20 protein-coding genes are annotated in these 20375 nt (G+C 73.3%); 15 read left to right on the forward strand and 5 right to left on the reverse strand.

Going from position 1 to position 20375, the window contains the following annotated elements; genetic code table 11:
- Positions 1 to 16: 16 nt before the first annotated feature.
- From MU522_RS08265 to xseA, 4 genes are read right to left on the reverse strand one after another with little or no spacing between them, the layout of a single operon-like run.
- Positions 17 to 1423, reverse strand: coding sequence for a class II fumarate hydratase (locus MU522_RS08265; protein ID WP_281439986.1), 1407 nt, complete (start codon positions 1421 to 1423; stop codon positions 17 to 19).
- Between the two features lie 43 nt (positions 1424 to 1466).
- The gene (locus MU522_RS08270; RefSeq protein ID WP_246990585.1) at positions 1467 to 2111 is read right to left on the reverse strand and encodes a DUF4245 family protein; all 645 of its coding nucleotides are present in this window, start codon (positions 2109 to 2111) and stop codon (positions 1467 to 1469) included.
- Positions 2108 to 2368: an exodeoxyribonuclease VII small subunit gene (locus tag MU522_RS08275; RefSeq protein WP_246990586.1), complete on the reverse strand. Its 261-nt coding sequence runs from the start codon at positions 2366 to 2368 to the stop codon at positions 2108 to 2110. The genes MU522_RS08270 and MU522_RS08275 overlap by 4 nt, the downstream gene beginning before the upstream one ends.
- 32 nt (positions 2369 to 2400) lie before the next feature.
- The gene (xseA, locus tag MU522_RS08280) at positions 2401 to 3636 is read right to left on the reverse strand and encodes an exodeoxyribonuclease VII large subunit (RefSeq protein ID WP_246990587.1); all 1236 of its coding nucleotides are present in this window, start codon (positions 3634 to 3636) and stop codon (positions 2401 to 2403) included.
- Positions 3637 to 3706: 70 nt separating this feature from the next.
- Between xseA and MU522_RS08285 the strand changes: the two genes are divergently transcribed.
- The 3 genes from MU522_RS08285 to MU522_RS08295 are packed head-to-tail and all read left to right on the forward strand — an operon-like array spanning position 3707 to position 5404.
- Complete coding sequence (locus tag MU522_RS08285; RefSeq protein ID WP_128190608.1) at positions 3707 to 4729, forward strand: 4-hydroxy-3-methylbut-2-enyl diphosphate reductase; 1023 nt, start codon at positions 3707 to 3709, stop codon at positions 4727 to 4729.
- A 46-nt stretch (positions 4730 to 4775) separates the two neighbouring features.
- Entirely contained in the window at positions 4776 to 5225 is a 450-nt protein-coding gene (locus MU522_RS08290; protein WP_128190606.1) for a hypothetical protein, read from the forward strand.
- Positions 5226 to 5227: 2 nt separating this feature from the next.
- Positions 5228 to 5404, forward strand: a complete 177-nt coding sequence (locus MU522_RS08295; protein WP_246990588.1) for a hypothetical protein — start codon at positions 5228 to 5230, stop codon at positions 5402 to 5404.
- Between the two features lie 55 nt (positions 5405 to 5459).
- Here the strand turns inward: MU522_RS08295 and fbaA are convergent, their stop codons facing one another.
- Positions 5460 to 6485, reverse strand: a complete 1026-nt coding sequence (gene fbaA / locus MU522_RS08300) for a class II fructose-bisphosphate aldolase (RefSeq protein WP_146357123.1) — start codon at positions 6483 to 6485, stop codon at positions 5460 to 5462.
- A 200-nt stretch (positions 6486 to 6685) separates the two neighbouring features.
- Between fbaA and MU522_RS08305 the strand changes: the two genes are divergently transcribed.
- The 12 genes from MU522_RS08305 to MU522_RS08360 all read left to right on the forward strand — a co-directional run bounded on the left by MU522_RS08305 (position 6686) and on the right by MU522_RS08360 (position 20366).
- Positions 6686 to 8413 (forward strand): dihydroxyacetone kinase family protein, encoded by a 1728-nt coding sequence (locus MU522_RS08305; protein WP_246990589.1) that lies wholly within the window; start codon positions 6686 to 6688, stop codon positions 8411 to 8413.
- A gap of 2 nt (positions 8414 to 8415) precedes the next feature.
- Positions 8416 to 8871, forward strand: coding sequence for a ribose-5-phosphate isomerase (locus MU522_RS08310; protein WP_246990590.1), 456 nt, complete (start codon positions 8416 to 8418; stop codon positions 8869 to 8871).
- 4 nt (positions 8872 to 8875) lie between these two features.
- Positions 8876 to 9643, forward strand: a complete 768-nt coding sequence (locus MU522_RS08315; protein WP_348645591.1) for a triose-phosphate isomerase family protein — start codon at positions 8876 to 8878, stop codon at positions 9641 to 9643.
- On the forward strand, positions 9640 to 10362 hold the full coding sequence (locus MU522_RS08320) for a GntR family transcriptional regulator (RefSeq protein ID WP_128190338.1): 723 nt from the start codon (positions 9640 to 9642) through the stop codon (positions 10360 to 10362). The genes MU522_RS08315 and MU522_RS08320 overlap by 4 nt, the downstream gene beginning before the upstream one ends.
- Before the next feature lie 135 nt (positions 10363 to 10497).
- A complete protein-coding gene (locus MU522_RS08325; RefSeq protein WP_128190339.1) occupies positions 10498 to 11436 on the forward strand; it encodes a sugar phosphate isomerase/epimerase family protein in 939 nt (312 codons plus the stop codon).
- Positions 11437 to 11440: 4 nt separating this feature from the next.
- A complete protein-coding gene (locus MU522_RS08330) occupies positions 11441 to 12394 on the forward strand; it encodes a 3-hydroxyacyl-CoA dehydrogenase family protein (protein WP_128190340.1) in 954 nt (317 codons plus the stop codon).
- 20 nt (positions 12395 to 12414) lie between these two features.
- A complete protein-coding gene (locus MU522_RS08335; protein WP_246990591.1) occupies positions 12415 to 13185 on the forward strand; it encodes an SDR family oxidoreductase in 771 nt (256 codons plus the stop codon).
- 139 nt (positions 13186 to 13324) lie between these two features.
- Positions 13325 to 14710 (forward strand): MFS transporter, encoded by a 1386-nt coding sequence (locus MU522_RS08340; RefSeq protein WP_246990592.1) that lies wholly within the window; start codon positions 13325 to 13327, stop codon positions 14708 to 14710.
- Between the two features lie 193 nt (positions 14711 to 14903).
- Positions 14904 to 15932: a class II fructose-bisphosphatase gene (gene glpX / locus MU522_RS08345; RefSeq protein WP_246990593.1), complete on the forward strand. Its 1029-nt coding sequence runs from the start codon at positions 14904 to 14906 to the stop codon at positions 15930 to 15932.
- A gap of 65 nt (positions 15933 to 15997) precedes the next feature.
- Positions 15998 to 17185 (forward strand): heparan-alpha-glucosaminide N-acetyltransferase domain-containing protein, encoded by a 1188-nt coding sequence (locus MU522_RS08350; RefSeq protein ID WP_246990594.1) that lies wholly within the window; start codon positions 15998 to 16000, stop codon positions 17183 to 17185.
- Between the two features lie 41 nt (positions 17186 to 17226).
- Positions 17227 to 19005, forward strand: coding sequence for an SRPBCC domain-containing protein (locus tag MU522_RS08355; protein WP_246990595.1), 1779 nt, complete (start codon positions 17227 to 17229; stop codon positions 19003 to 19005).
- Between the two features lie 146 nt (positions 19006 to 19151).
- Positions 19152 to 20366 carry a substrate-binding domain-containing protein gene (locus MU522_RS08360; protein WP_246990596.1) on the forward strand — a complete coding sequence of 405 codons (1215 nt, stop codon included), beginning with the start codon at positions 19152 to 19154 and terminating at the stop codon, positions 20364 to 20366.
- The last annotated feature ends 9 nt before the right edge of the window (positions 20367 to 20375 follow it).

The following is a 20375-nucleotide window of genomic DNA, read 5'->3' on the forward strand; positions in this document are numbered from 1 at the left end:
GATGACGGGAGCGGGACTACTTCGCGACGCCCGGGTGCGTCATCGAGAGCAGGTCGAGCGCCGTGTCGAGGTCGGCCTCGGTGAGCTCGCCGCGCTCGACGTAGCCGAGGTCGATCACGGCCTCGCGCACCGTGATGCCCTGGGCGACCGAGTGCTTCGCGATCTTCGCCGCCGCCTCGTAGCCGATCAGGCGGTTGAGGGGCGTCACGATCGATGGGCTCATGCCGGCGAGCGCGGCGGCCCGCTCGATGTCGGCCTCGAGGCCGGCGATCGTCTTGTCGGCGAGCACGCGCGAGGCGTTCGAGAGCAGGCGGATCGACTCGAGCAGCGCCGTGCCCATCACCGGGATCTGCACGTTGAGCTCGAACGAGCCCGAGGCGCCGGCCCACGCGACGGTCGCGTCGTTGCCGATGATGCGCGCGCACACCATCAGCACGGCCTCGGGCACGACGGGGTTGACCTTGCCGGGCATGATCGACGAGCCCGGCTGCAGGTCGGGGATGCGCAGCTCGCCGAGGCCCGTGTTGGGGCCCGAGCCCATCCAGCGCAGGTCGTTGTTGATCTTCGTGAGCGACACGGCGATGGTGCGGAGCGCCCCGGATGCCTCGACGAGGCCGTCGCGGTTGGCCTGCGCCTCGAAGTGGTTGCGCGCCTCGGTGATCGGCAGCCCGCTCGACGCGGCGATCTCGGCGATGACCTGCTCGGGGAAGCCGAGCGGCGTGTTGATGCCGGTGCCGACGGCCGTGCCGCCCTGCGGCACCTCGGCGACGCGGGGGAGCGCGGCCTCGATGCGCTCGATGCCGTAGCGCACCTGCGCGGCGTAGCCGCCGAACTCCTGGCCGAGCGTGACGGGGGTCGCGTCCATGAGGTGCGTGCGACCCGGCTTCACGGCGTCGGCCCAGAGCGCCGCCTTCTCCTCGAGCGCGCCCGCGAGGTGCTCGAGCGCGGGGATCGCCTGCTCGACGAGCGCGCCGGTGACCGCGATGTGCACCGAGGTGGGGAAGACGTCGTTCGACGACTGCGAGGCGTTCACGTGGTCGTTGGGGTGGACGGCCTCGCCCCGGTGCTTCGTCGCGAGCGTCGCGAGCACCTCGTTCATGTTCATGTTCGAGGAGGTGCCGGAGCCGGTCTGGTAGGTGTCGACGGGGAACTGGTCGTGGTGCGCGCCGCCGATGACCTCGTCGGCCGCGGCGACGATGGCGTCGGCGACGTCGGCCTCGAGGATGCCGAGCTCGCGGTTGGCGATGGCGGCGGCGCGCTTGATGCGTGCGAGGGCGACGATCTGCGCGGGCTCCAGGCCCGAGCCCGAGATGGGGAAGTTCTCGACCGCGCGCTGCGTCTGGGCGGCGTAGAGCGCGTGCTTGGGCACGCGCACCTCGCCCATGGTGTCGTGCTCGATGCGGTACTCGTCCTGCGCGTTCACGTCGTCGTGCCTCCTGGTCGGGTGGTGGGGTGGTCGTGCCGGGTCACTCGCCAGCCGCGAGCTCGGCGCTCACGGCCTCGGCGAAGGCCTGCACCTCGGCGTCGTCGGCGGTGCCGGCGATGACGACGGTGGATGCGCCGGCCTCGGTCGTGAGGACGTAGGCGAGGTTGCCGGGATCCTCGGCGTCGCGCTGGTCGTGCTCGCGCCAGGTCAGGCTGCCGATCTCGCGCTCGCCGGTCTGCGGCGCCTCCTCGATCGCGGAGGCGAGCCAGGTCGGGTTCGCGTCGAGCGCCTGCGTGAAGGAGAGGAACTGCTCGCCGGGCGTCACGTAGCCGGCGTACCACGTGGTGACGTCGTCGCCGCCGGTGCGGATCTCGGCGGCGTTCGACGCCCATCCCTCGGGCAGGTCGGGCGCGATGAGCGCCTCGTCGACGGTCGGCTGGGCCGCGGCGGCCGCGGCCGCGACGTCGATCGGCTCGCGCGGGGAGACGTCGGGGCGCAGCACCACGAGCACCATCACCAGCACGACCGCGAGGCACGCGACGACGGCGACGACGAGGTTGCTGAACGTCTGGTTCTCGCGGTGGCGGCGCGACGCGGCCGCCTTGCGGGCGGCGGTCTCCTCGGGCGTCTCGGGGCGGCCGAGCTCGGCGACGACGCGGGGCGTGCGGGGCTGCTTGCGGCTCATGCCCGCTCGGCGCCGTCGGCGGTCGGGGCGGGCGCCGTGGCGCGCGCGGCGTCGAGCCGGGCCTTCGCGCCCTGCAGCCACTCCTCGCAGCGGTCGGCGAGGGCGCTGCCCCGCTCCCACAGCGCGAGCGACTCCTCGAGGGTCGCGCCGCCCGACTCGAGCGCCTGCACGACGCGCACGAGCTCGTCGCGCGCCTGCTCGTAGCCGAGCTCGGTGACGGGCGCGTCGGCGGGCGACGGGGAGTCGGGGGAGGTCACGGAGCCAGTCTAGACGCGGGCGCTGACGGCCGTCAGGCGGTCGCGGCGTCGTCGGGACGCACGGCGACGACGGATGCGTCGAGGCTGCCGGACGCGACGGTGACCAGCAGGCGGTCGCCGGGTCGGGCCGCGTCCGCAGCGCGCAGCACCGACCCGCCTTCCGCCTGCACGACCGCGTAGCCGCGGTCGAGCGTCGACTGCGGGCTGAGCGCGCGCAGCGTCTGCCGCAGGTGGCCGAGCTGCTGGCCGCCCAGTTCGACGACGCGCCCGGCGAGCTCGTCGGCGCGCGCGGTGAGCCGCGCGAGGTCGTCGGCGCGGCTCTCGATCATCGTCTCGGGCCGCGCGAGCGCCGGCCGCGAGCGGAACGACTCGAGCCGCTCGGCCTCGCGGGCGACGTGCTGCGTGACCCTCGCGCGCAGCATCGCCCGCGCCTGCGCGATGCGGGAGAGCTCCTCGGCGACGTCCGGCACGACCCGCTTCGCCGCATCCGTCGGCGTGGATGCGCGCAGGTCGGCGACGTCGTCGAGCAGCGGGCGGTCGTTCTCGTGGCCGATCGCCGACACGACCGGCGTGGTCGCGGCGGCCACCGCGCGCACGAGCGACTCGTCGCTGAAGCCGAGCAGGTTCTGGAAGTCGCCGCCGCCGCGCGCGATCACGATCACGTCGACCTCGGGGTCGGCCTCGAGCCGCGCGAGCGCGGCGAGCACCGTCGGCACGGTCTGGTCGCCCTGCACCGCGGCGTGCTCGACCCGGAACCGCACGCCCGGCCAGCGCAGCTGGGCGTTGCGCAGCACGTCCTTCTCGGCGTCGGAGTCGCGCCCGGTGATGAGCCCGACCACGCCGGGCAGGAAGGGGAGGGGGCGCTTGCGCGCCGCGTCGAAGAGGCCCTCGGCGGCGAGCGACCGGCGCAGCGCCTCGAGGCGCGCGAGCAGGTCGCCGATGCCGACGTGCCGCAGCTGCGCCGTCACCATCGACAGCGTGCCGCCGCGCGGCCAGTAGTCGGGCTTCACGAGCGCGACGACGCGGTCGCCCTGCGAGAACTCGCCCTCCATGCGCGAGAGCGTCGACGACCAGACGTTGAAGGCGACGGTGGAGTCGCCGGAGACATCCTTCAGCTTGCCGAAGACGTTGCCGCGCGAGTTCGACCACTGCGTGATCTCGCCCTCGACCCACAGGTGGCCGAGCCGGCCGATGTACGACTTCAGCTCGGCGCCCAGGCGCTCGACGCTCCACGGCTCGTCGGGCGTGCCGGTGATCCGCTCGGCCATGCCGCTCCCGTCGTCGCGCCCCGCCGCCCAGGCGGCCCATCGGAGACCAACGTAGACTGGACCGGTGACGATCACGAACGGACGAGTCCCGCTCGACGCCCCGCGTCCGGCGCTCCGCCGGGGTCGGCTCCAGGACCTCCCCGTCGAGGGCGGCAAGCGCATCCTGCTGGCCACGCCGCGCGGCTACTGCGCCGGCGTCGACCGCGCGGTGCTCGCGGTCGAGAAGGCGCTCGAGCAGCACGGCGCGCCGATCTACGTGCGCAAGCAGATCGTGCACAACAAGCACGTCGTCGCCGAGCTCGAGCGCGAGGGCGCGATCTTCGTCGACGAGGTGGATGCGGTGCCCGAGGGCGCGCGGGTCATCTTCAGCGCGCACGGGGTGAGCCCGGCCGTCGTGCAGGCCGCCACCGACCGTGGCCTGTCGGCGATCGACGCGACGTGCCCGCTCGTGACGAAGGTGCACCGCGAGGCGATGCGCTTCGCGCGCGACGACTTCCAGATCCTGCTCGTCGGCCACGAGGGGCACGAGGAGGTCGAGGGCACCGCGGGCCACGCGCCCGACCGGGTCACGATCGTCAACAACCCCGACGAGGCCGACACCGTGCAGGTGCAGGATCCCGACCGGCTCGTCTGGCTCAGCCAGACCACGCTCTCGGTCGACGAGACGATGGAGACGGTGCGCCGGCTGCGCGCGCGGTTCCCCAACCTGCAGGACCCGCCGAGCGACGACATCTGCTACGCCACCCAGAACCGCCAGGTCGCGATCAAGAAGGTGGCGGCCGACGCCGACCTCGTGATCGTGGTCGGCAGCGCCAACTCCTCGAACTCGGTGCGCCTCGTCGAGGTCGCGCTCGAGTACGGGGCGAAGGCCGCCTACCGCGTCGACTTCTCGACCGAGATCCAGCAGGAGTGGCTCGAGGGCGTGCGCAGCGTCGGCGTGACGAGCGGCGCGAGCGTGCCCGAGGGCCTCGTGCGCGAGGTGCTCGCCGAGCTCGAGGACGCCGGCTACCGCGACGTCACCGAGGTGCGCACCGCCGAGGAGGACCTCATCTTCTCGCTCCCCAAGGAGCTGCGCCCCAGCCGCCAGCGCTGACCGGATCTCCTGGCGGACTCCCAGCGCCCGTCGATACGCTCGCACCATGACTGATCAGCTTCGAGGCGAGGACACCGCCAACCCCACGGATGCCGTCCGTCAGGCGAGCGAGATCGACCGCGACCAGGTCGACGACGCCCCCGAGGCGAGCGGCGCCATCTCGACGACGCCGGTCGACGGCGGCGGCGACTCCGACCCCGACCAGTGGGCCGACCAGATGGCCGACGGCGAGGACTTCGACGAGTCGATGGGGGAGCCCGCCGACGACGACCGCGTGCTCGCGACCGACGAGCTCGACGAGATCGACGACGACGACGCCCCCGAGGGCTCCGAGGCGCGCGACGAGGAGTTCGAGGGCGACGACCCCGCCGACATCCCCGACGAGCACGGCGGCACGCAGGCGGGCGTCGACACCGACGACAACGGCGTCGACGACACGGTGCTCCCCGAGGGCACCGACCGCATCGTCGACACCGGCGACGACGACTGGGAGTGACGATGGCGAAGAAGCTCACGCTCGCGCAGCGCTTGGGGCGCTTCTGGCGCAACCTCACCGGCTCCGGCGTGCGCACGTACGATGACCCGCACACCGCGGGCGGCAACGACGAGCGCGATCAGCAGCCGGGCGCCGACACGGGCGTGCGCAACCAGCAGCGTGGCTTCAACGGCCTGTAGTCGACCCAGAACGCACGAAGCGCCCCTCCGCGGAGGGGCGCTTCGTGCGTTCTCGCTACTTGCCCGACCAGCCGGCCGAGCCGAGCTGCTGCGTCGCCGACACCACGCGCGCGGCCATGGCGGTCTCGGCCGCCTTGCCCCACGAGCGGGGGTCGTAGACCTTCTTGTTGCCGACCTCGCCGTCGACCTTCAGCACGCCGTCGTAGTTGGAGAACATCGAGTGCGCGACCGAGCGCGTGTACGCGTACTGGGTGTCGGTGTCGATGTTCATCTTCACGACGCCGTTGCGCACCGCCTCGGCGATCTCCTCGTCGGTCGAGCCGGAGCCGCCGTGGAAGACGAGGTCGAGCGGCTTCGGGCCGGTGCCGTACTTCTCGGCGAGCCCCGCCTGGATCTGGCCGAGCAGCTCGGGCCGCAGGCGCACGTTGCCCGGCTTGTAGACGCCGTGCACGTTGCCGAAGGTGAGCGCCGCCATGTAGCGGCCCTGCTCGCCGAGGCCGAGCGCCTCGACGGTCGCGATCGCGTCGTCGAGCGTCGTGTAGAGCTGGTCGTTGATCTCGTGGCTCACGCCGTCCTCCTCGCCGCCGACCACGCCGATCTCGACCTCGAGGATCTGGTGGAGGGCCGCGGTGCGGGGGAGGATCTGCTTCGCGATCTCGAGGTTCTCCTCGAGCGGCACGGCGGAGCCGTCCCACATGTGCGACTGGAACAGGGGAGCGCGGCCGGCGCGCACCTCCTCCTCGCTCGCCTCGAGGAGCGGCATGACGAAGCCGTCGAGCGCGTCCTTCGGGCAGTGGTCGGTGTGCAGCGCGACCGTGATCGGGTAGGCCTTCGCGACCTCGGTGACGTAGCGGGCGAAGGCGATGGCGCCGCCGGCGCGGTTCTTCACGCTCTGGCCGGCGAAGAAGTCGGCGCCGCCGGTGGTGACCTGGATGATGCCGTCGGAGCCGGCCTCGGCGAGGCCCTGCAGCACGGCGTTGATCGTCGACGACGACGAGACGTTGATGGCGGGGTAGGCGAAGGCGTTGGCCTTCGCGCTGTCGAGCATCGCTGCGTACTGCTCTGGCGTTGCGACGGGCATTGCGGCTCCTGACTCGTCGGGTCGCGGACCGCCAGTCGCGGCCTCGCGGGAACATCGTCAGTCTAGGTCGCCGGGCATGCGGCCGCCCCGGCGGATGCGCACGGTCGGATGGGCCGACCGACGTGACAGGGAACCCAACTTCCTATAGGATTCCGAGGAGTGCCCGCCCCGCTCCGGGGTTCCTATGCGAGGAGAGCGCAATGACGCGACTGTTCAACGATCCGTCCCAGTTCGCCGACGAGATGATCGAGGGCTTCGCGGCCGCGGCATCCCGCTGGGTGCAGGCAGCCCCCGGCGGCGTCGTGCGCTCGACCAGGGCCGACGAGCCCACGGTGGCGCTCGTCGTCGGCGGCGGCAGCGGCCACTACCCGGCCTTCGGCGGCCTCGTCGGCCCCGGCCTCGCGCACGGCGCCGCGATGGGCAACCTCTTCGCCTCGCCGTCGGCGCAGCAGGTCTACGCCATCGCGAAGCAGGCCGACCAGGGCCAGGGCGTGCTGCTCAGCTACGGCAACTACGCCGGCGACGTGCTGCACTTCGACCAGGCCCAGGAGCGCCTGCGCGCCGAGGGCATCGACGTGCGCACCGTCACCGTCACCGACGACATCTGGAGCGCCCCGAAGGAGCGCCTCGAGCAGCGCCGCGGCATCGCGGGCGACCTCGCGGTCTTCAAGACCGCCGGCGCCGCCGCCGAGGCGGGCTACGACATCGACGGCGTCGAGCGCATCGCGCAGACCGCCAACGCCCGCACCCGCTCGTTCGGCGTCGCCTTCTCGGGCTGCACGCTGCCGGGCGCCTCCGAGCCGCTCTTCACCGTGCCCGAGGGCAAGATGGCGGTCGGCCTCGGCATCCACGGCGAGCCGGGCATCGACGAGGTCGACGTGCCCACCGCCGACGAGCTCGCGCAGCTGTTCGTCGACAAGCTGCTCGACGAGGTGCCCGACGGCGTCGAGGTCGAGGGCGCGCGCGTCGTGCCGCTGCTGAACGGCCTCGGCAGCGTCAAGTACGAGGAGATGTTCGTCGTCTACCGCCGCGTGCACGCGCTGCTCGAGGAGCGCGGGCTCACGATCGTCGAGCCCGAGGTGGGCGAGCTCTGCACGAGCTTCGACATGGCGGGCGTCTCGCTGACGCTGCTGTGGCTCGACGAGGAGCTCGAGCGCCTGTGGTGCGCGCCCGCCGACACCGCGGGCTTCCGCAAGGGCTCGGTCGCCCCGCAGCAGCAGGCCGACGCGGTCGACGCCTCGGTCGACGAGCAGGAGGTGCCCGAGTCGACGGCCGAGTCGCGCGACGCGGCCCACGTGATCGCCGCCTCGCTCGCCGCGGTCGCCGACGCGATCGACGACGCAGCCGAGGAGCTCGGCCACATGGACTCCGTCGCGGGCGACGGCGACCACGGCATCGGCATGCAGCGCGGCTCGCGCGCCGCCAGCGCCGCCGCGACCGCGGCCGTGCACGCCGGCGCCGGCGCGCAGACGACGCTCGAGCGGGCGGCGGATGCCTGGAGCGACCGGGCGGGCGGCACCTCCGGAGCGATCTGGGGCGAGATGCTCCGCACGCTCGGCAGGCACGTGGGCGACGACCGCCACGTGACGGCGCAGACCGTCGCCGACGGCGTGGTCGCCGCGAAGGACGCCGTGATGGCGTTCGGCAAGGCCAAGGTCGGCGACAAGACGATGGTCGACGCCATCGTGCCGTTCGCCGACGACCTCGCCCGACGCATCGCCGACGGCCAGCGCCTGCGCGACGCGTGGGGCCACTCCGCCGGCGTCGCCGACGAGGCAGCGCAGGAGACCGCCGCGCTCGCCGCGACGCTCGGCCGCGCCAAGTCGCACGGCGACAAGTCGATCGGCACCCCCGACCCGGGCGCCGTCTCGTTCGCGCTCATCTGCAGCACCATCTACGACGTCCTCACGACAGACAGGGAGCAGTGACCATGGGCATCCGCCTCATCGTCGGCAGCGACAAGGCCGGCTTCGACTACAAGGAGATCCTGAAGCGCGACATGGAGGCGAACGAGCTCGTCGACTCCGTGGTCGACGTGGGCGTCGACGACGCCGAGGGCTCGACCTCGTATCCGAAGGTCGCCATCGAGGCGGCCGAGCGCGTGGCCCGCGGCGAGGCCGACCGCGCCCTGCTGCTGTGCGGCACGGGCCTCGGCGTCGCGATCGCGGCGAACAAGGTCTCGGGCATCCGCGCCGTCACCGCGCACGACTCGTTCTCGGTGGAGCGCTCGATCCTCTCGAACGACGCGCAGGTGCTCTGCATGGGCCAGCGCGTCGTGGGCATCGAGCTCGCGCGCCGGCTCGCCAAGGAGTGGCTGACCTACACCTTCGACCCCGCCAGCCACTCGCAGGCGAACGTCGACGACATCTGCGCCTACGAGGGCTGACCGGATGGCGGGGATGCTGATCGGCTCGAGCCTGAAGATGTACTTCGGGCGCGCCCGCACGCTCGAGTGGACGCGCGCGGTCGCCGCGATCTGCGCCGAGCACCCGGCCGTGCAGGGCGGGCTCGTGGAGCCGTTCGTCATCCCCACCTTCCCCTCGATCCCCGAGGTCGTGCCGATCGCCACCCACGCGGGCATGCTCGTCGGCGCGCAGGATCTCCACTGGGAGGACGCCGGCGCCTTCACGGGCGAGGTGTCGGCACCGGAGCTCGCCGAGCACGGCGTCGCGCTCGCCGAGATCGGCCACGCCGAACGCCGTGCGATGTTCGGCGAGACCGACGAGACGGTCGCGCGGAAGGTGGCGGCGGCCCTGCGGCACGGCATCGCGCCGGTGCTCTGCATCGGGGAGCCCGACCGGGGCGCACCGGACGCGGCCGCGGCCGCCTGCATCCGCCAGCTCGACGCATCCCTCGCCCTCGCTCGCGGCGCCGGCGCGACCGGCCGGCTCGTGGTCGCCTACGAGCCCGTCTGGGCGATCGGCGCACCGGAGCCCGCCGGCGACGACCACATCCGCGCGGTCGGGGCGGCGCTGCGCGCGCACCTCGCCGACGACCCGCTCGACGCGCAGGTCATCTACGGCGGCAGCGCCGGCCCCGGGCTGCTGCCGCGCATCGCCGACAGCGTCGACGGCATGTTCCTCGGGCGCTTCGCGCACGACCCCGCGGCGTTCGGCCGCATCCTCGACGAGGCGCTCGCACTCCAGGAGGCACGATGACCACCCAGCTGCCGTTCCGCGGCGTGCGCGAGCTCGAGCGCCGCGGCCTCCGCGACCGGGTCTACGACCTCATCCTCGAGCTGCTGCTCGAGGGCGACGTGGAGCCGGGCTCGCGGCTCTCGATCGATACCCTCGCGAAGCAGCTCGACGTCTCGCCCACGCCCGTGCGCGAGGCGATGGTGCAGCTCGAGCGCACCGGCCTCGTCACGCGCGAGGCGCTGAAGGGCTACCGGGTCGCGCCCCCGCTCGGGCCCGACCAGCTCGCGGAGCTGTTCGACGCGCGCCTCATGCTCGAGGTCGAGGCGACCCGCCTGGCCGCGCCGAAGGCCGCCCAGCTGCTCGAGCGGCTGCGCGTCGCGCACGAGCGGCACCAGGAGTGCGCCGATCGCATCGTCGAGGCGATGGATGCGGGGGCCGACGTGCCCGTGCGCACCACGGCGGAGTACTTCGACGCGGACTCCGCCTTCCACCGCGCGATCTTCGAGGCAGCGGGCAACCGCTACCTCATCTCGATGCACGACGACCTGGGCGCGATGACGCACCGCCTGCGGCAGGCGGTGCTTCGCGGCACGAGCGACGTGCGCGAGGCGCACGCCGAGCACGCGCGGGTGCTCGACGCCCTCGAGCGCGGCGACGCCGACGCCGCCACGGCGGCGATGCGCGCACACATCCAGGGCGTGCGCACGCGCTCGGTGCGCGACGAGGCCGCCGGGTCCTGAGCCGGCCAGCACTGGCGTGGGGGACACGCCCGGGCTCAGCGCGCGCTTGCGCCCGCCGCGTTATCTGACTAGTTTTCCTATAGGATATTTTCAAGGGCGAAGATCGCGCCCGCGGATTGCAACGGAGCAGACGAGATGGCAGAGCAGCCAGCATTCACCGCCGAGACCTGGCCGATCGCCACCTGCCTGCACGGCATCCCCGCCGTCTCGGCCGACGGCGTCGCCCTGCACGACGCGGACCCTGCGGTCTGGGACGACGCGTTCGCCCAGGTCGCCGACGTGGGCTTCTCGCTCGCGGAGCTCGCCGACAGCCACATCCGCCCCGCCGACCTCGAGGCGAGCCGCAAGGACGAGCTGTTCTCGATCCTCGACTCGCACGGCATCCGCATCCCCTCGGTGCACCTGCAGCGCCAGAGCGTGATCATGCCCGGCCACGAGGAGCGCAACCTCGCCTACGCCCACCGCACGATCGACGCCGCGGCGGAGTGGGGCATGGAGGTGTTCTCGACCGGCCTGCACGAGCCGTTCAGCGAGGCGCAGCGCAAGGCGCTGTGGTTCTGGACCGCGCAGGGCCCGACGAACGACCCGGATGACCCGGAGCTCTGGACCGCGGCGGTGACGCGCCTGCGCGAGCTCGGCCGGCACGCTGCCGAGGTGGGGCTCAAGATGTCGCTCGAGATGTACGAGGACACCTTCCTCGGCACCGCCGACTCGGCCGTGCGCCTCGTCGAGGAGATCGGGCTCGACAACGTCGGCCTCAACCCCGACATCGCCAACCTCATCCGCCTCCACCGGCCGATCGAGGACTGGCGCGATATGCACGCGAAGACGCTGCCGTACGCCAACTACTGGCACGTCAAGAACTACACGCGCGACGAGGCGGCCGACGGCTCGTGGGCGACCAGCGTGCCCTCCACCATGGAGGGTGGCCTCATCAACTACCGCCAGGTCGTGCGCGACGCGCTCGCGCTCGGCTTCGACGGCATCTTCCTCATGGAGCACTACGGCGGCGACAGCCTCGGCAACTGCTCCACCAACCAGCGCTACCTGCGCTCGCTCCTCCCGAAGGGCTGAGACCATGACCACGAAGACCATCGCCGTCGTCGGCTCCGGCTACATGGGCGGCGGCATCGCCCAGGTGCTCGCGCTCGCCGGCTACGACGTGCAGATCGCCGACATCTCGGCCGAGATCGCGCAGCAGAACCGCGCCCGGCTGCTCGACGAGGCGGCGCAGTTCGCCGCCGACGGGCTGTTCCCCGCCGACGCGGTCGAGCGCATCGAGGCGCGCCTCACCGCCGCCGAGTCGATCGAGTCGGCCGTCGCCGACGCCGACTTCATCGAGGAGGCGGTGCCCGAGAAGATCGAGATCAAGCACGCGACGCTCGCGCGCATCTCGGCCGCCGCCCGCCCCGACGCGATCATCGGCTCCAACACGTCGACGATCCTGATCGGCAGCCTCGCCGAGGCCGTCGAGCACCCCGAGCGCTTCCTCGGCGTGCACTTCTCGAACCCGGCGCCGTTCATCCCGGGCGTCGAGCTCATCGCGCACGAGGGCACGGATGCCGCCATCCTCCCCGTGGTCGAGGAGATCGTCGCGGCGACCGGCAAGGAGACGGCACGCGTCGGCGACGCGACCGGCTTCGTGCTCAACCGCCTGCAGTACGCCCTCTTCCACGAGGCCACCCAGCTCGTGGAGGAGGGCGTGGCGACGCCCGACGACATCGACACGATCGTGCGCACGACGTTCGGCTTCCGGCTGCCCGTCTTCGGGCCGTTCGCGATCGCCGACATGGCCGGCCTCGACGTCTACGCGTTCTGCTACGCATCGCTGCAGACGCGCTGGCCCGAGCGCTTCGCGACGCCGGACTCCCTCAAGGAGCTCGTCGACGCCGGCAAGTTCGGCACCAAGTCGGGCGCCGGCTACCTCGAGGTGCCGGCGGAGCGCACCGCAGAGCTCATCGCCTACCGCAACAAGGCGTACGTGGCCATCAAGCAGCTCATGGACGAGCTCGGCCCGGCCCCCATCCACTGATCCACGAAAGGCATCGGCACATGGCCACCGCATTCCCCGAGTCCAAGACCGTCGTCCTCACCGGCGCGGCCTCGCCGCGCGGCATCGGCCGCGCATCCGCCCACTACCTCGCGGAGCACGGCTGGAACGTCGGCATCATCGACCTCGACGCCGACGCGGCCAAGGCGGTCGCCGCCGAGATCGCCGAGCAGCACGGGGTGCAGGCGGCCGGCGCCGGCGCGAACGTCGCCGACGAGGCGCAGGTGCGCGCCGCGTACGACGAGCTCGAGGCGGCCCTGCCGCAGATCGTCGCGCTCGTGAACCTCGCGGGCGTGTCGAGCCCGGTGCCCTACCTCGAGGTCACGGCCGACGAGTGGAACCGCGTCATGGGCATCAACATGAACGGCGTCCACTACGCCACCCGTCGCGCCGTCGAGTCGATGGTGCAGCACGGCGTCGGCCGCGTCGTGAGCCTCTCGTCGGTCTCGGCGCAGCGCGGAGGCGGCACGTTCTCGAAGACGGTGTACTCGGCCGCCAAGGCGGGCGTCATCGGCTTCACGCGCTCCGTCGCCCGCGAGCTCGGCTCGCAGGGCGTGACGGTCAATGCCATCTCGCCCGGCCCCATCGACACCGACATCATGGGCGGCACGCTCACCGAGGAGCGGAAGGCCGCCATGGCGGCCGACGGCGTGCTCCCGCGCATCGGCACGCCCCGCGACATCGCCGCCGCCATCGCCTACCTGATCTCCGAGGACGCCGGATTCGTGACGGGCCAGACCCTGAACGTCGACGGCGGCCTCTACATGCACTGACCGCCATGGGCTCCTGGTCGAAGTCGCGCATCCTCTTCCTCGCCCTGGGCGTCGTCCTCGTGGGCGTCGGCCTGTGGCTGATCCTCCCGTCCGTCCTCAACTGACCGAAACCGAAGCACCGCACTCGAAGGAGAGTCCCGTGTCCGATACGACACTGCAGCCGAAGTCGCAGGGCAACCCCGCCCTCGACTCGGCCATCAAGAAGGCCGCCAAGCACCTGATGCCGATGCTGGTGATCCTGTACTTCGTCGCCTTCCTCGACCGCACGAACGTCGGCTTCGCCGAGGACGCGCTCCAGATGGACCGCGGCATCTCGGCGGGCGCCTTCGCGCTCGGCGCCGGCATCTTCTTCATCGGCTACGCGATCTTCGAGATCCCGTCGAACCTGCTGCTGAAGAAGTTCGGCGCGCGCTTCTGGCTCGCGCGCATCGCGATCACGTGGGGCCTCGTCGCCTCGGCGTTCGCGTTCGTGACCGACGACACGTCGTTCATCGTGCTGCGCTTCCTGCTCGGCGTCACCGAGGCGGGCCTGTTCCCGGGCGTGATCCTCTTCCTCTCCGAGTGGTTCCCGAACAAGCACCGCGTGCAGATGTTCGCGATCTTCTACCTCGCGCAGCCGTTCTCGCAGATGCTCGGCGCCCCGCTCTCGGGCGGCCTGATCAGCTTCGGCGAGCAGGTGACCCCGTGGGCCGGCTGGCAGGTGATGTTCTTCGTCGAGGGCATGATGGCGGTCGCCGCCGGCATCGCGGCGATCTTCTTCCTCATCAACGGCCCGCAGGACGCGAAGTGGCTGAACCAGGAGGAGAAGGACGCCCTCATCGACGTGATGGCCAAGGAGGACTCCGTGCGCGAGTCCGACGGCCCGAGCGGCATCTGGCGCGCGATGGGCAACTGGAAGGTGTGGTACTTCACCATCATCTACTTCTGCCTGCAGATCGCGGTCTACGGCACCACCTTCTACCTGCCGCAGCAGGTCGCGAACCTGCTCGGCCAGGACGTCGGCTGGCAGGTCGGCCTCGTCGCCGCCATCCCGTGGCTCGTGGGCCTGTTCGCCTGCTACTTCTTCGGCAAGGCGGCGAACACGATCGCCCGTCGTCGCAACTGGGGCACGCTCTTCTACATCTCGACGGGCCTGTTCATCCTCGGCTCCGCCTGGGCGGGCGCGAACGGGCAGCCGATCCTCGGCATCCTGTTCATCACCCTCGCGGTCGCGAGCTTCCTCTCGGTGGGCCCGATCACCTGGTCGTACCCGACGGCGTTCCTCACGGGCACCGCGGCGGCCGCGGGCATCGGCCTCATCAACTCGCTCGGCAACCTGGGCGGCTTCGTCGCCCCGATCATGCGCACGGCGATCAACGAGGCCGTCCCGACCGACTCGGGGGCGTGGGGCGTGGTCTCGCTCGGCGTGTTCGCGTTCCTCGCGGCGGCGATGCTCTTCGGCACGAAGCTCTTCAGCGCGAAGGCGGATGCGCTGCTCGAGTCCGAGAAGGACGAGGACGTGGAGTCGGTGGCCCCGGGCCACTGACTCGCACCGACCGTCGCATCGCGACGACGCGCATCCGCCCGGATGCGCACCCAGACCGGGCCGGGACCCGCGACACCCCGGCCCGGTCTGTCGCGTGCGGCCCCCGTGCGGCCCGCGAAGGAACCGCCGGACTTTCACCGCGTCGGGCGCGGGGCGCGCGCATCCGCTCACTACGCTCGAAGCAGGCTCACCGATGGAGGACACCGTGGCGCAGCACCCCGACGCTCAGAAGGCCCCGGTCTTCGACAACCCCGACCGCAACCTGGCGATGGAGCTGGTGCGCGCGACCGAGGCCGCCGCGATCCGCGCGGTGCCGTTCATCGGCCGCGGCGACAAGAACGCCGCCGACGGCGCGGCGGTCGACGCCATGCGCACGTTCCTCTCGACGGTCGCCTTCGACGGCGTCATCGTCATCGGCGAGGGCGAGAAGGACGAGGCGCCGATGCTCTTCAACGGCGAGCACGTGGGCAACGGCCGCGGCCCGTCGGCCGACATCGCCGTCGACCCGATCGACGGCACCTCGCTCACCGCCGCCGGCCGGCAGAACGCGCTCAGCGTGATCGCCGTCGCCGATCGCGGCACGATGTACGACCCGATCGACGCGTTCTACATGGACAAGCTCGTCGCCGGCCCCGAGGCGATCGGCGTCATCTCGCTCGACCAGTCGATCGGCGACAACATCCGCGAGCTCGCGCGTGCCAAGGGCAAGGACGTCGGCGAGATCGTCGTCGCCGTGCTCGACCGCCCGCGCCACGCCGAGCTCATCGAGGAGATCCGCTCGGCCGGCGCCGGCACGCGGCTGATGCGCGACGGCGATGTGGCCGGCGGCATCAACGCGGCCCGCTGGGAGAGCCGCATCGACATCTGCGCCGGCGCGGGCGGCACGCCCGAGGGCGTCATCACCGCGTGCGCGATCAAGGCGCTCGGCGGCTTCATGGAGGGGCGCCTGTCGCCGCAGTCGGACGAGGAGCACCGCAAGGTCGTCGCCGCGGGCCACGACCTCGACCGGGTGCTGGGCCTCGACGACCTGGTCGCGAGCGACAACACCTACTTCGTCGCGACCGGCGTCACCGACGGCCAGCTGCTCGACGGCGTGCGCCGCAAGGGCCCGCTCATCCGCACCGAGTCGCTCGTGCTGCGCTCGAAGACCGGCACCGCGCGCCGCGTGATCGCCGAGCACCGCGCCGAGAAGTGGCTGGAGCAGGGCTCGAGCCGAGGCTGACCGCTCCGGCGGCGTCCTGGGCGGATGCGTGGGGCGCGCCGAGGCCAGTGCGGCACGATGGTCGTGTGAGCGGCTCCGAGCGCCTGGTGGGCGTCGACCTCGCGCGGCTGCTGGCCGTCGTGGGGATGATGGCCGCGCACACGCTGCTCGCGGCCGAGCCGCCCCCGCCCGACGGCGTCGCGGCACTCGTCGACGGGCCGCCGTCGACGCTCTTCGCGGTGCTCGGCGGCGTGAGCGTGGTGCTCGCCGCCCGCGCGCGGCTCGCCGCCGGCGACCGCTGGGGCGCGCTGCGCTCGACGCTCGTGCGGGGCGCGCTCGTCGCGCTGCTCGGCGCGATCATCGGGCCGCTCGCGGCCGCCGTCTACGTCGTGCTCGTGCCCTTCGGCGTCGCGATCATGCTGGCCGCGGTGCTCGTGCTGCTGCCGTCGTGGCTGCTCGCCGGGGTCACGACCGTGCTGTGGCTCGCCGGCGGCTCGCTGCTCGTCGCGGCGCGCGAGCGGCTGCCGAGCGCCGCGAGCATCGGCGACGGCGCGGCGCTGGGGGAGCGCCTCGCCGCCACCGCTGCCGACGTGCTGCTCACCGGCGTCTACCCGGTGCTCACCTGGGTGGCCTACCTGCTGGTCGGCATGCTCGCCGCCCGCGCGCTGCTCGCCGCCCGCGCCCGCGGCGTCGAGCGGCGCGCGCTCGTGCAGCTCGCGGTCGTCGGCGCCGCGCTCGTCGTCGCCGGCGTCGCCGCGAGCGAGCTCGGCATGCGGCTGCTCGCCGGCCCCCTCGACGACGCCGCGCGCGACGAGCTGCTGCGCAACGGCTACGGCGCCGCGCAGGGATCGGCGACCGCCTGGCAGCTGGTGGCCGCCCCGCACACGGGCACGCCCGCCGACATGGCGCGCACGGTCGGCATCGCCCTGCTCGTCATCGCGCTGCTCGAGCTGCTGGTCGCGGCGCTGCCGCGCCCGGCGCTGCGCGCGCTCGAGCCGCTGCGGGCGGCGGGCGCGGCGCCGCTCACGATCTACGTGCTGCACGTGCTGCTGCTCACCGCGATGCTCGTGCTCCTGCAGGACGCGGCGCCGGCGCTCGGCGCCGGATGGGCCGCGTGGGCCGTGCAGGTCGCCGTCGCCCTCGCGATCGGGGCCGCGCTCGCCGCGGGCGACGGGCGCGGGCCGCTCGAGCGCATCGTCGGCCGGGCGGCCGACCGCGCGGCGGGGGATCGTCCGCGGCCGGAGCAGCCGGCGGCCGACCGCGCGCACGGCTGAGCGGATCCTCAGCGATCCGGGCCCGCGCGGGGCGGGTGGTCGTGCAGGATGATGCCGTGGGCGGCGGCGCGCGAGCGGTGGGCATCGACCTCGCGTGGCTCGTCGCCATCGCGGGCCTCGTCGCGGCGCCCACGCTGCTGCGGAGCGGGGAGCACGCCGGCGCGCCGCTCGGCCTCCTGCTCGACGGCCCGCCGGTCGCCCTGCTCGCCGTGCTCGCCGGCTGCTGCGCGGTGCTCGCCGTGCGGCCGCGCCTCGCCGCCCGCCACCGCGCGGCGGCCGCGCGCGAGACGCTCACGCGAGGGCTCTGGCTCGGCCTCGTCGGCAGCGCCGCCCTCGCGCTCGGGGCGTGGCTCGAGCTCGTGCGCTCGGCCTACCTCGCCTTCGGCGGCTGGGGGACCCCGATCGACGCGTGGCTCTACGGCGCCGACCTGTGGGTGCTGCCGGTCGCGACCGCGCTGCAGGCGCCGCTCGCGCAGCTCGGCGTCGCGCTGGCGCTCGCGGCCGCCGCGCTGCTGCTGCCGGTGTGGGCGCTCGCGGCGCTCGCGGCGGCGTGGACCGCCGGCGGAGGGCTCCTGCTCGCGGCCGTCGGCGACGCGCTCCGCCCCGCGCCGCCCGGATCGCCCTGGGGGCCGACGGCGGAGTCGGTGCGCGTGCTGCTCGTCGGCGACCCGTGGGCGGCGCTCATGCTCCTGCCGTGGGTGCTCGTCGGCATGCTCGCCGGGCGGCTGCTGCTCTCGGCGCGCGAGCGCGGCCGGGAGCGGGCGCTGCACGGCGCGCTCCTGGTCGTCGGCCTCCTGCTCGCCGCCGCCGCCATCGCGACGAGCGAGCTCGCGCTCGCGCACCTCGTGCCGGCGGTGCTGCCGCTCGGCGACGCGACCGCGGCGCGCGAGCTGCTCGGGATGCCGGGGGTGCTGCGCGCGATGGGCGGCGAACCCGTGCTGCAGCTCGTCGCGATGCCCGGCTCCGGCACGGCCGCCGAGGCGGTGCGCGCCGGCGGCCTCGCGCTCGCCGTCATCGGCGCCGCGGGGCTCGGCGGCGCCTCGGCCGGCCCGCGGGTGCGGCGCGCGCTCGCCCCCGCGCTCGCGGCCGGGACCGCGCCGGTCACGGTGCTGCTCGCGACCGCCCTCGTGCACGCGCTGCTGCTCGCGGTCGCGCCGCAGGCGCCGGCGCTCGTCGAGGGATGGTCCGGCTGGGCGGTGCTCGTCGTCGCGGCGCTCGGGGTGGGCGCGCTCCTGGCGGCGCTGCGCGCCGACGCGCCGCTCGAGCGCTGGATGGACGCCGCGGCGCTGCGCGCCGGCGGCCCGCTCCGTGCTGCCGAGCCGCTCGCGGTCGCGCTGCCGGACGAGCGCTCGATCTCCTACGCGGTGCGCTTCCGGGCGCCGGCGGAGGCCGTGTGGCAGGCGCTGACCGACCCGCGCCTCGTGCCGCTGTGGCTGCCGGATCCTGGCATGCCGATGACCCGCTGCGCCATCGACGCGCGCACGGGCGGCGGCTACCGCTTCGAGCACCGCGGCGGCGTGCGCCGGCCGGTGGTGGTGGGCGAGTACCTGCACGTCGAGCGCCCGGCGCGCATCGTCGAGCGGCAGTGGCAGGAGGGCGGCCGTCGGCCCCCGGTGACGGCGTCGACCGTGCTCGAGGAGCACGGGGGCGTGACGGTGCTGCACGGCCACGAGGTCTTCGAGTCGCAGCGCCTGCGCGACTCGGTGCTGCCGCAGCTGGGCATCCCGGCCGCCGCCTACGAGCGGCTCGCGGCGCTCGTGGAGCGCCGAGGAGGGGATGCGCCGGGTCACGATCCGGTCACGGTCGCGGCACCGGTTTGACACGGGCGGCGCGGACTCGCATGCTGGAACCTGAAACCTGAACCACCTGTCAGGTTTGGTCAGTTCCCGACACCGTGAAGCCGCACGAGGACGTGCTCGCCCGCCGAGCTGCGCCCCAGGGGCTCCCACTGCTCGAAAGGCATCTCATGCGCAGGACAACGAAGTTCGCAGGCGTGGGCATCGCCATCGCGGCGCTCGCGCTCACGGCGTGCGCGCCGACGACGGCCACCCCCGAGGCATCCACCGACGGCTCGGAGGGCGCCGCCGAGTCGGTCGCCGTCAACGTCGGCATGATCACCTCGATCACCGGCCCGCTCGCCGCGTACGGCGAGACCTACCAGCAGGGCTTCGAGGCAGGCCTCGACTACGCCACCGACGGCACCGGCGAGATCGACGGCGTCGAGCTCACGATCGAGTGGGTCGACGACCAGGGCAACCCCGACACCGCGGTCACGCAGGCGAAGGACCTCATCGGCCAGGGCTTCCAGATCATCGGCGGCTCCGCCGCGTCGGGCGTCTCGCTCGCCGTCGCCGAGCAGGCCGCGCAGAACGACGTGCTCTTCCTCTCGGGCCCCGCCGCCGCCGACGCCATCACCGGCGTCAACGAGCAGACCTTCCGCTCCGGCCGCCAGACGCTCCAGGACGTCGCCACCGCCGCGACCTTCCTCGACAGCGTCGAGGGCTCGAACATCGTCGTGTTCGCGCAGGACAACGCGTTCGGCCAGGGCAACGTCGCCTCGGTCGAGGCGGTGCTCGGCGCCGAGGGCGCGACGGTCACGCCGATCCTCGTCGCCGAGGACGCCACCGAGTTCACGCCGTTCGCGCAGCAAATCTCGGCCGCGTCGCCCGACCTCGTGTTCGTCGCGTGGGCCGGCGCCACGACCGGCGCGATGTGGGAGGCGCTCGCGCAGCAGCAGGTGCTCGCCGACACCACCGTCGTCACCGGCCTTGCCGACCGCGCGTCGTACCAGGCCTACGGCCCCGGCTCCGCCGACATCCAGTTCCTGAACCACTACTTCCCGGGCGCCACCGACACCGAGGCCGCCCAGGCGATGGATGCGTACCTCGAGGAGGCCGGGCACGAGGCCGACCTGTTCACGGTCGACGGCTTCGTCGGCGCGCAGATGCTCGTGCACGCCATCACCGAGGGTCGGGGCGACGTCGAGGCCATGATCGGGGCGCTCGAGGGCTGGACCTTCGAGTCGGTCAAGGGCGAGCTCACGATCCGCGCCGAGGACCACGCGCTCATCCAGCCGATGTTCCAGGTGCGCCTCGTCGACGAGGGCGGCACGTGGACGCCGGAGCTCATCGAGGTCGTCGACGCCGAGGCGGTCGCCCCGCCCGTCGCCGGCCAGCAGTAGGCGCGGCCG

It is taken from the genome of Agrococcus sp. SCSIO52902, assembly GCF_022983135.1.
GTDB lineage: Bacteria > Actinomycetota > Actinomycetes > Actinomycetales > Microbacteriaceae > Agrococcus > Agrococcus sediminis.

Coding starts and splice junctions, on each gene's coding strand:
- MU522_RS08270 (WP_246990585.1), bottom strand. CDS start 2,111: ATGAGCCGCAAGCAGCCCCGCACGCCCCGCGTCGTCGCCGAGCTCGGC.
- xseA (WP_246990587.1), bottom strand. CDS start 3,636: ATGGCCGAGCGGATCACCGGCACGCCCGACGAGCCGTGGAGCGTCGAG.
- MU522_RS08290 (WP_128190606.1), top strand. CDS start 4,776: ATGACTGATCAGCTTCGAGGCGAGGACACCGCCAACCCCACGGATGCC.
- MU522_RS08295 (WP_246990588.1), top strand. CDS start 5,228: ATGGCGAAGAAGCTCACGCTCGCGCAGCGCTTGGGGCGCTTCTGGCGC.
- fbaA (WP_146357123.1), bottom strand. CDS start 6,485: ATGCCCGTCGCAACGCCAGAGCAGTACGCAGCGATGCTCGACAGCGCG.
- MU522_RS08305 (WP_246990589.1), top strand. CDS start 6,686: ATGACGCGACTGTTCAACGATCCGTCCCAGTTCGCCGACGAGATGATC.
- MU522_RS08310 (WP_246990590.1), top strand. CDS start 8,416: ATGGGCATCCGCCTCATCGTCGGCAGCGACAAGGCCGGCTTCGACTAC.
- MU522_RS08315 (WP_348645591.1), top strand. CDS start 8,876: ATGGCGGGGATGCTGATCGGCTCGAGCCTGAAGATGTACTTCGGGCGC.
- MU522_RS08320 (WP_128190338.1), top strand. CDS start 9,640: ATGACCACCCAGCTGCCGTTCCGCGGCGTGCGCGAGCTCGAGCGCCGC.
- MU522_RS08325 (WP_128190339.1), top strand. CDS start 10,498: ATGGCAGAGCAGCCAGCATTCACCGCCGAGACCTGGCCGATCGCCACC.
- MU522_RS08330 (WP_128190340.1), top strand. CDS start 11,441: ATGACCACGAAGACCATCGCCGTCGTCGGCTCCGGCTACATGGGCGGC.
- MU522_RS08335 (WP_246990591.1), top strand. CDS start 12,415: ATGGCCACCGCATTCCCCGAGTCCAAGACCGTCGTCCTCACCGGCGCG.
- glpX (WP_246990593.1), top strand. CDS start 14,904: ATGGAGGACACCGTGGCGCAGCACCCCGACGCTCAGAAGGCCCCGGTC.
- MU522_RS08360 (WP_246990596.1), top strand. CDS start 19,152: ATGCGCAGGACAACGAAGTTCGCAGGCGTGGGCATCGCCATCGCGGCG.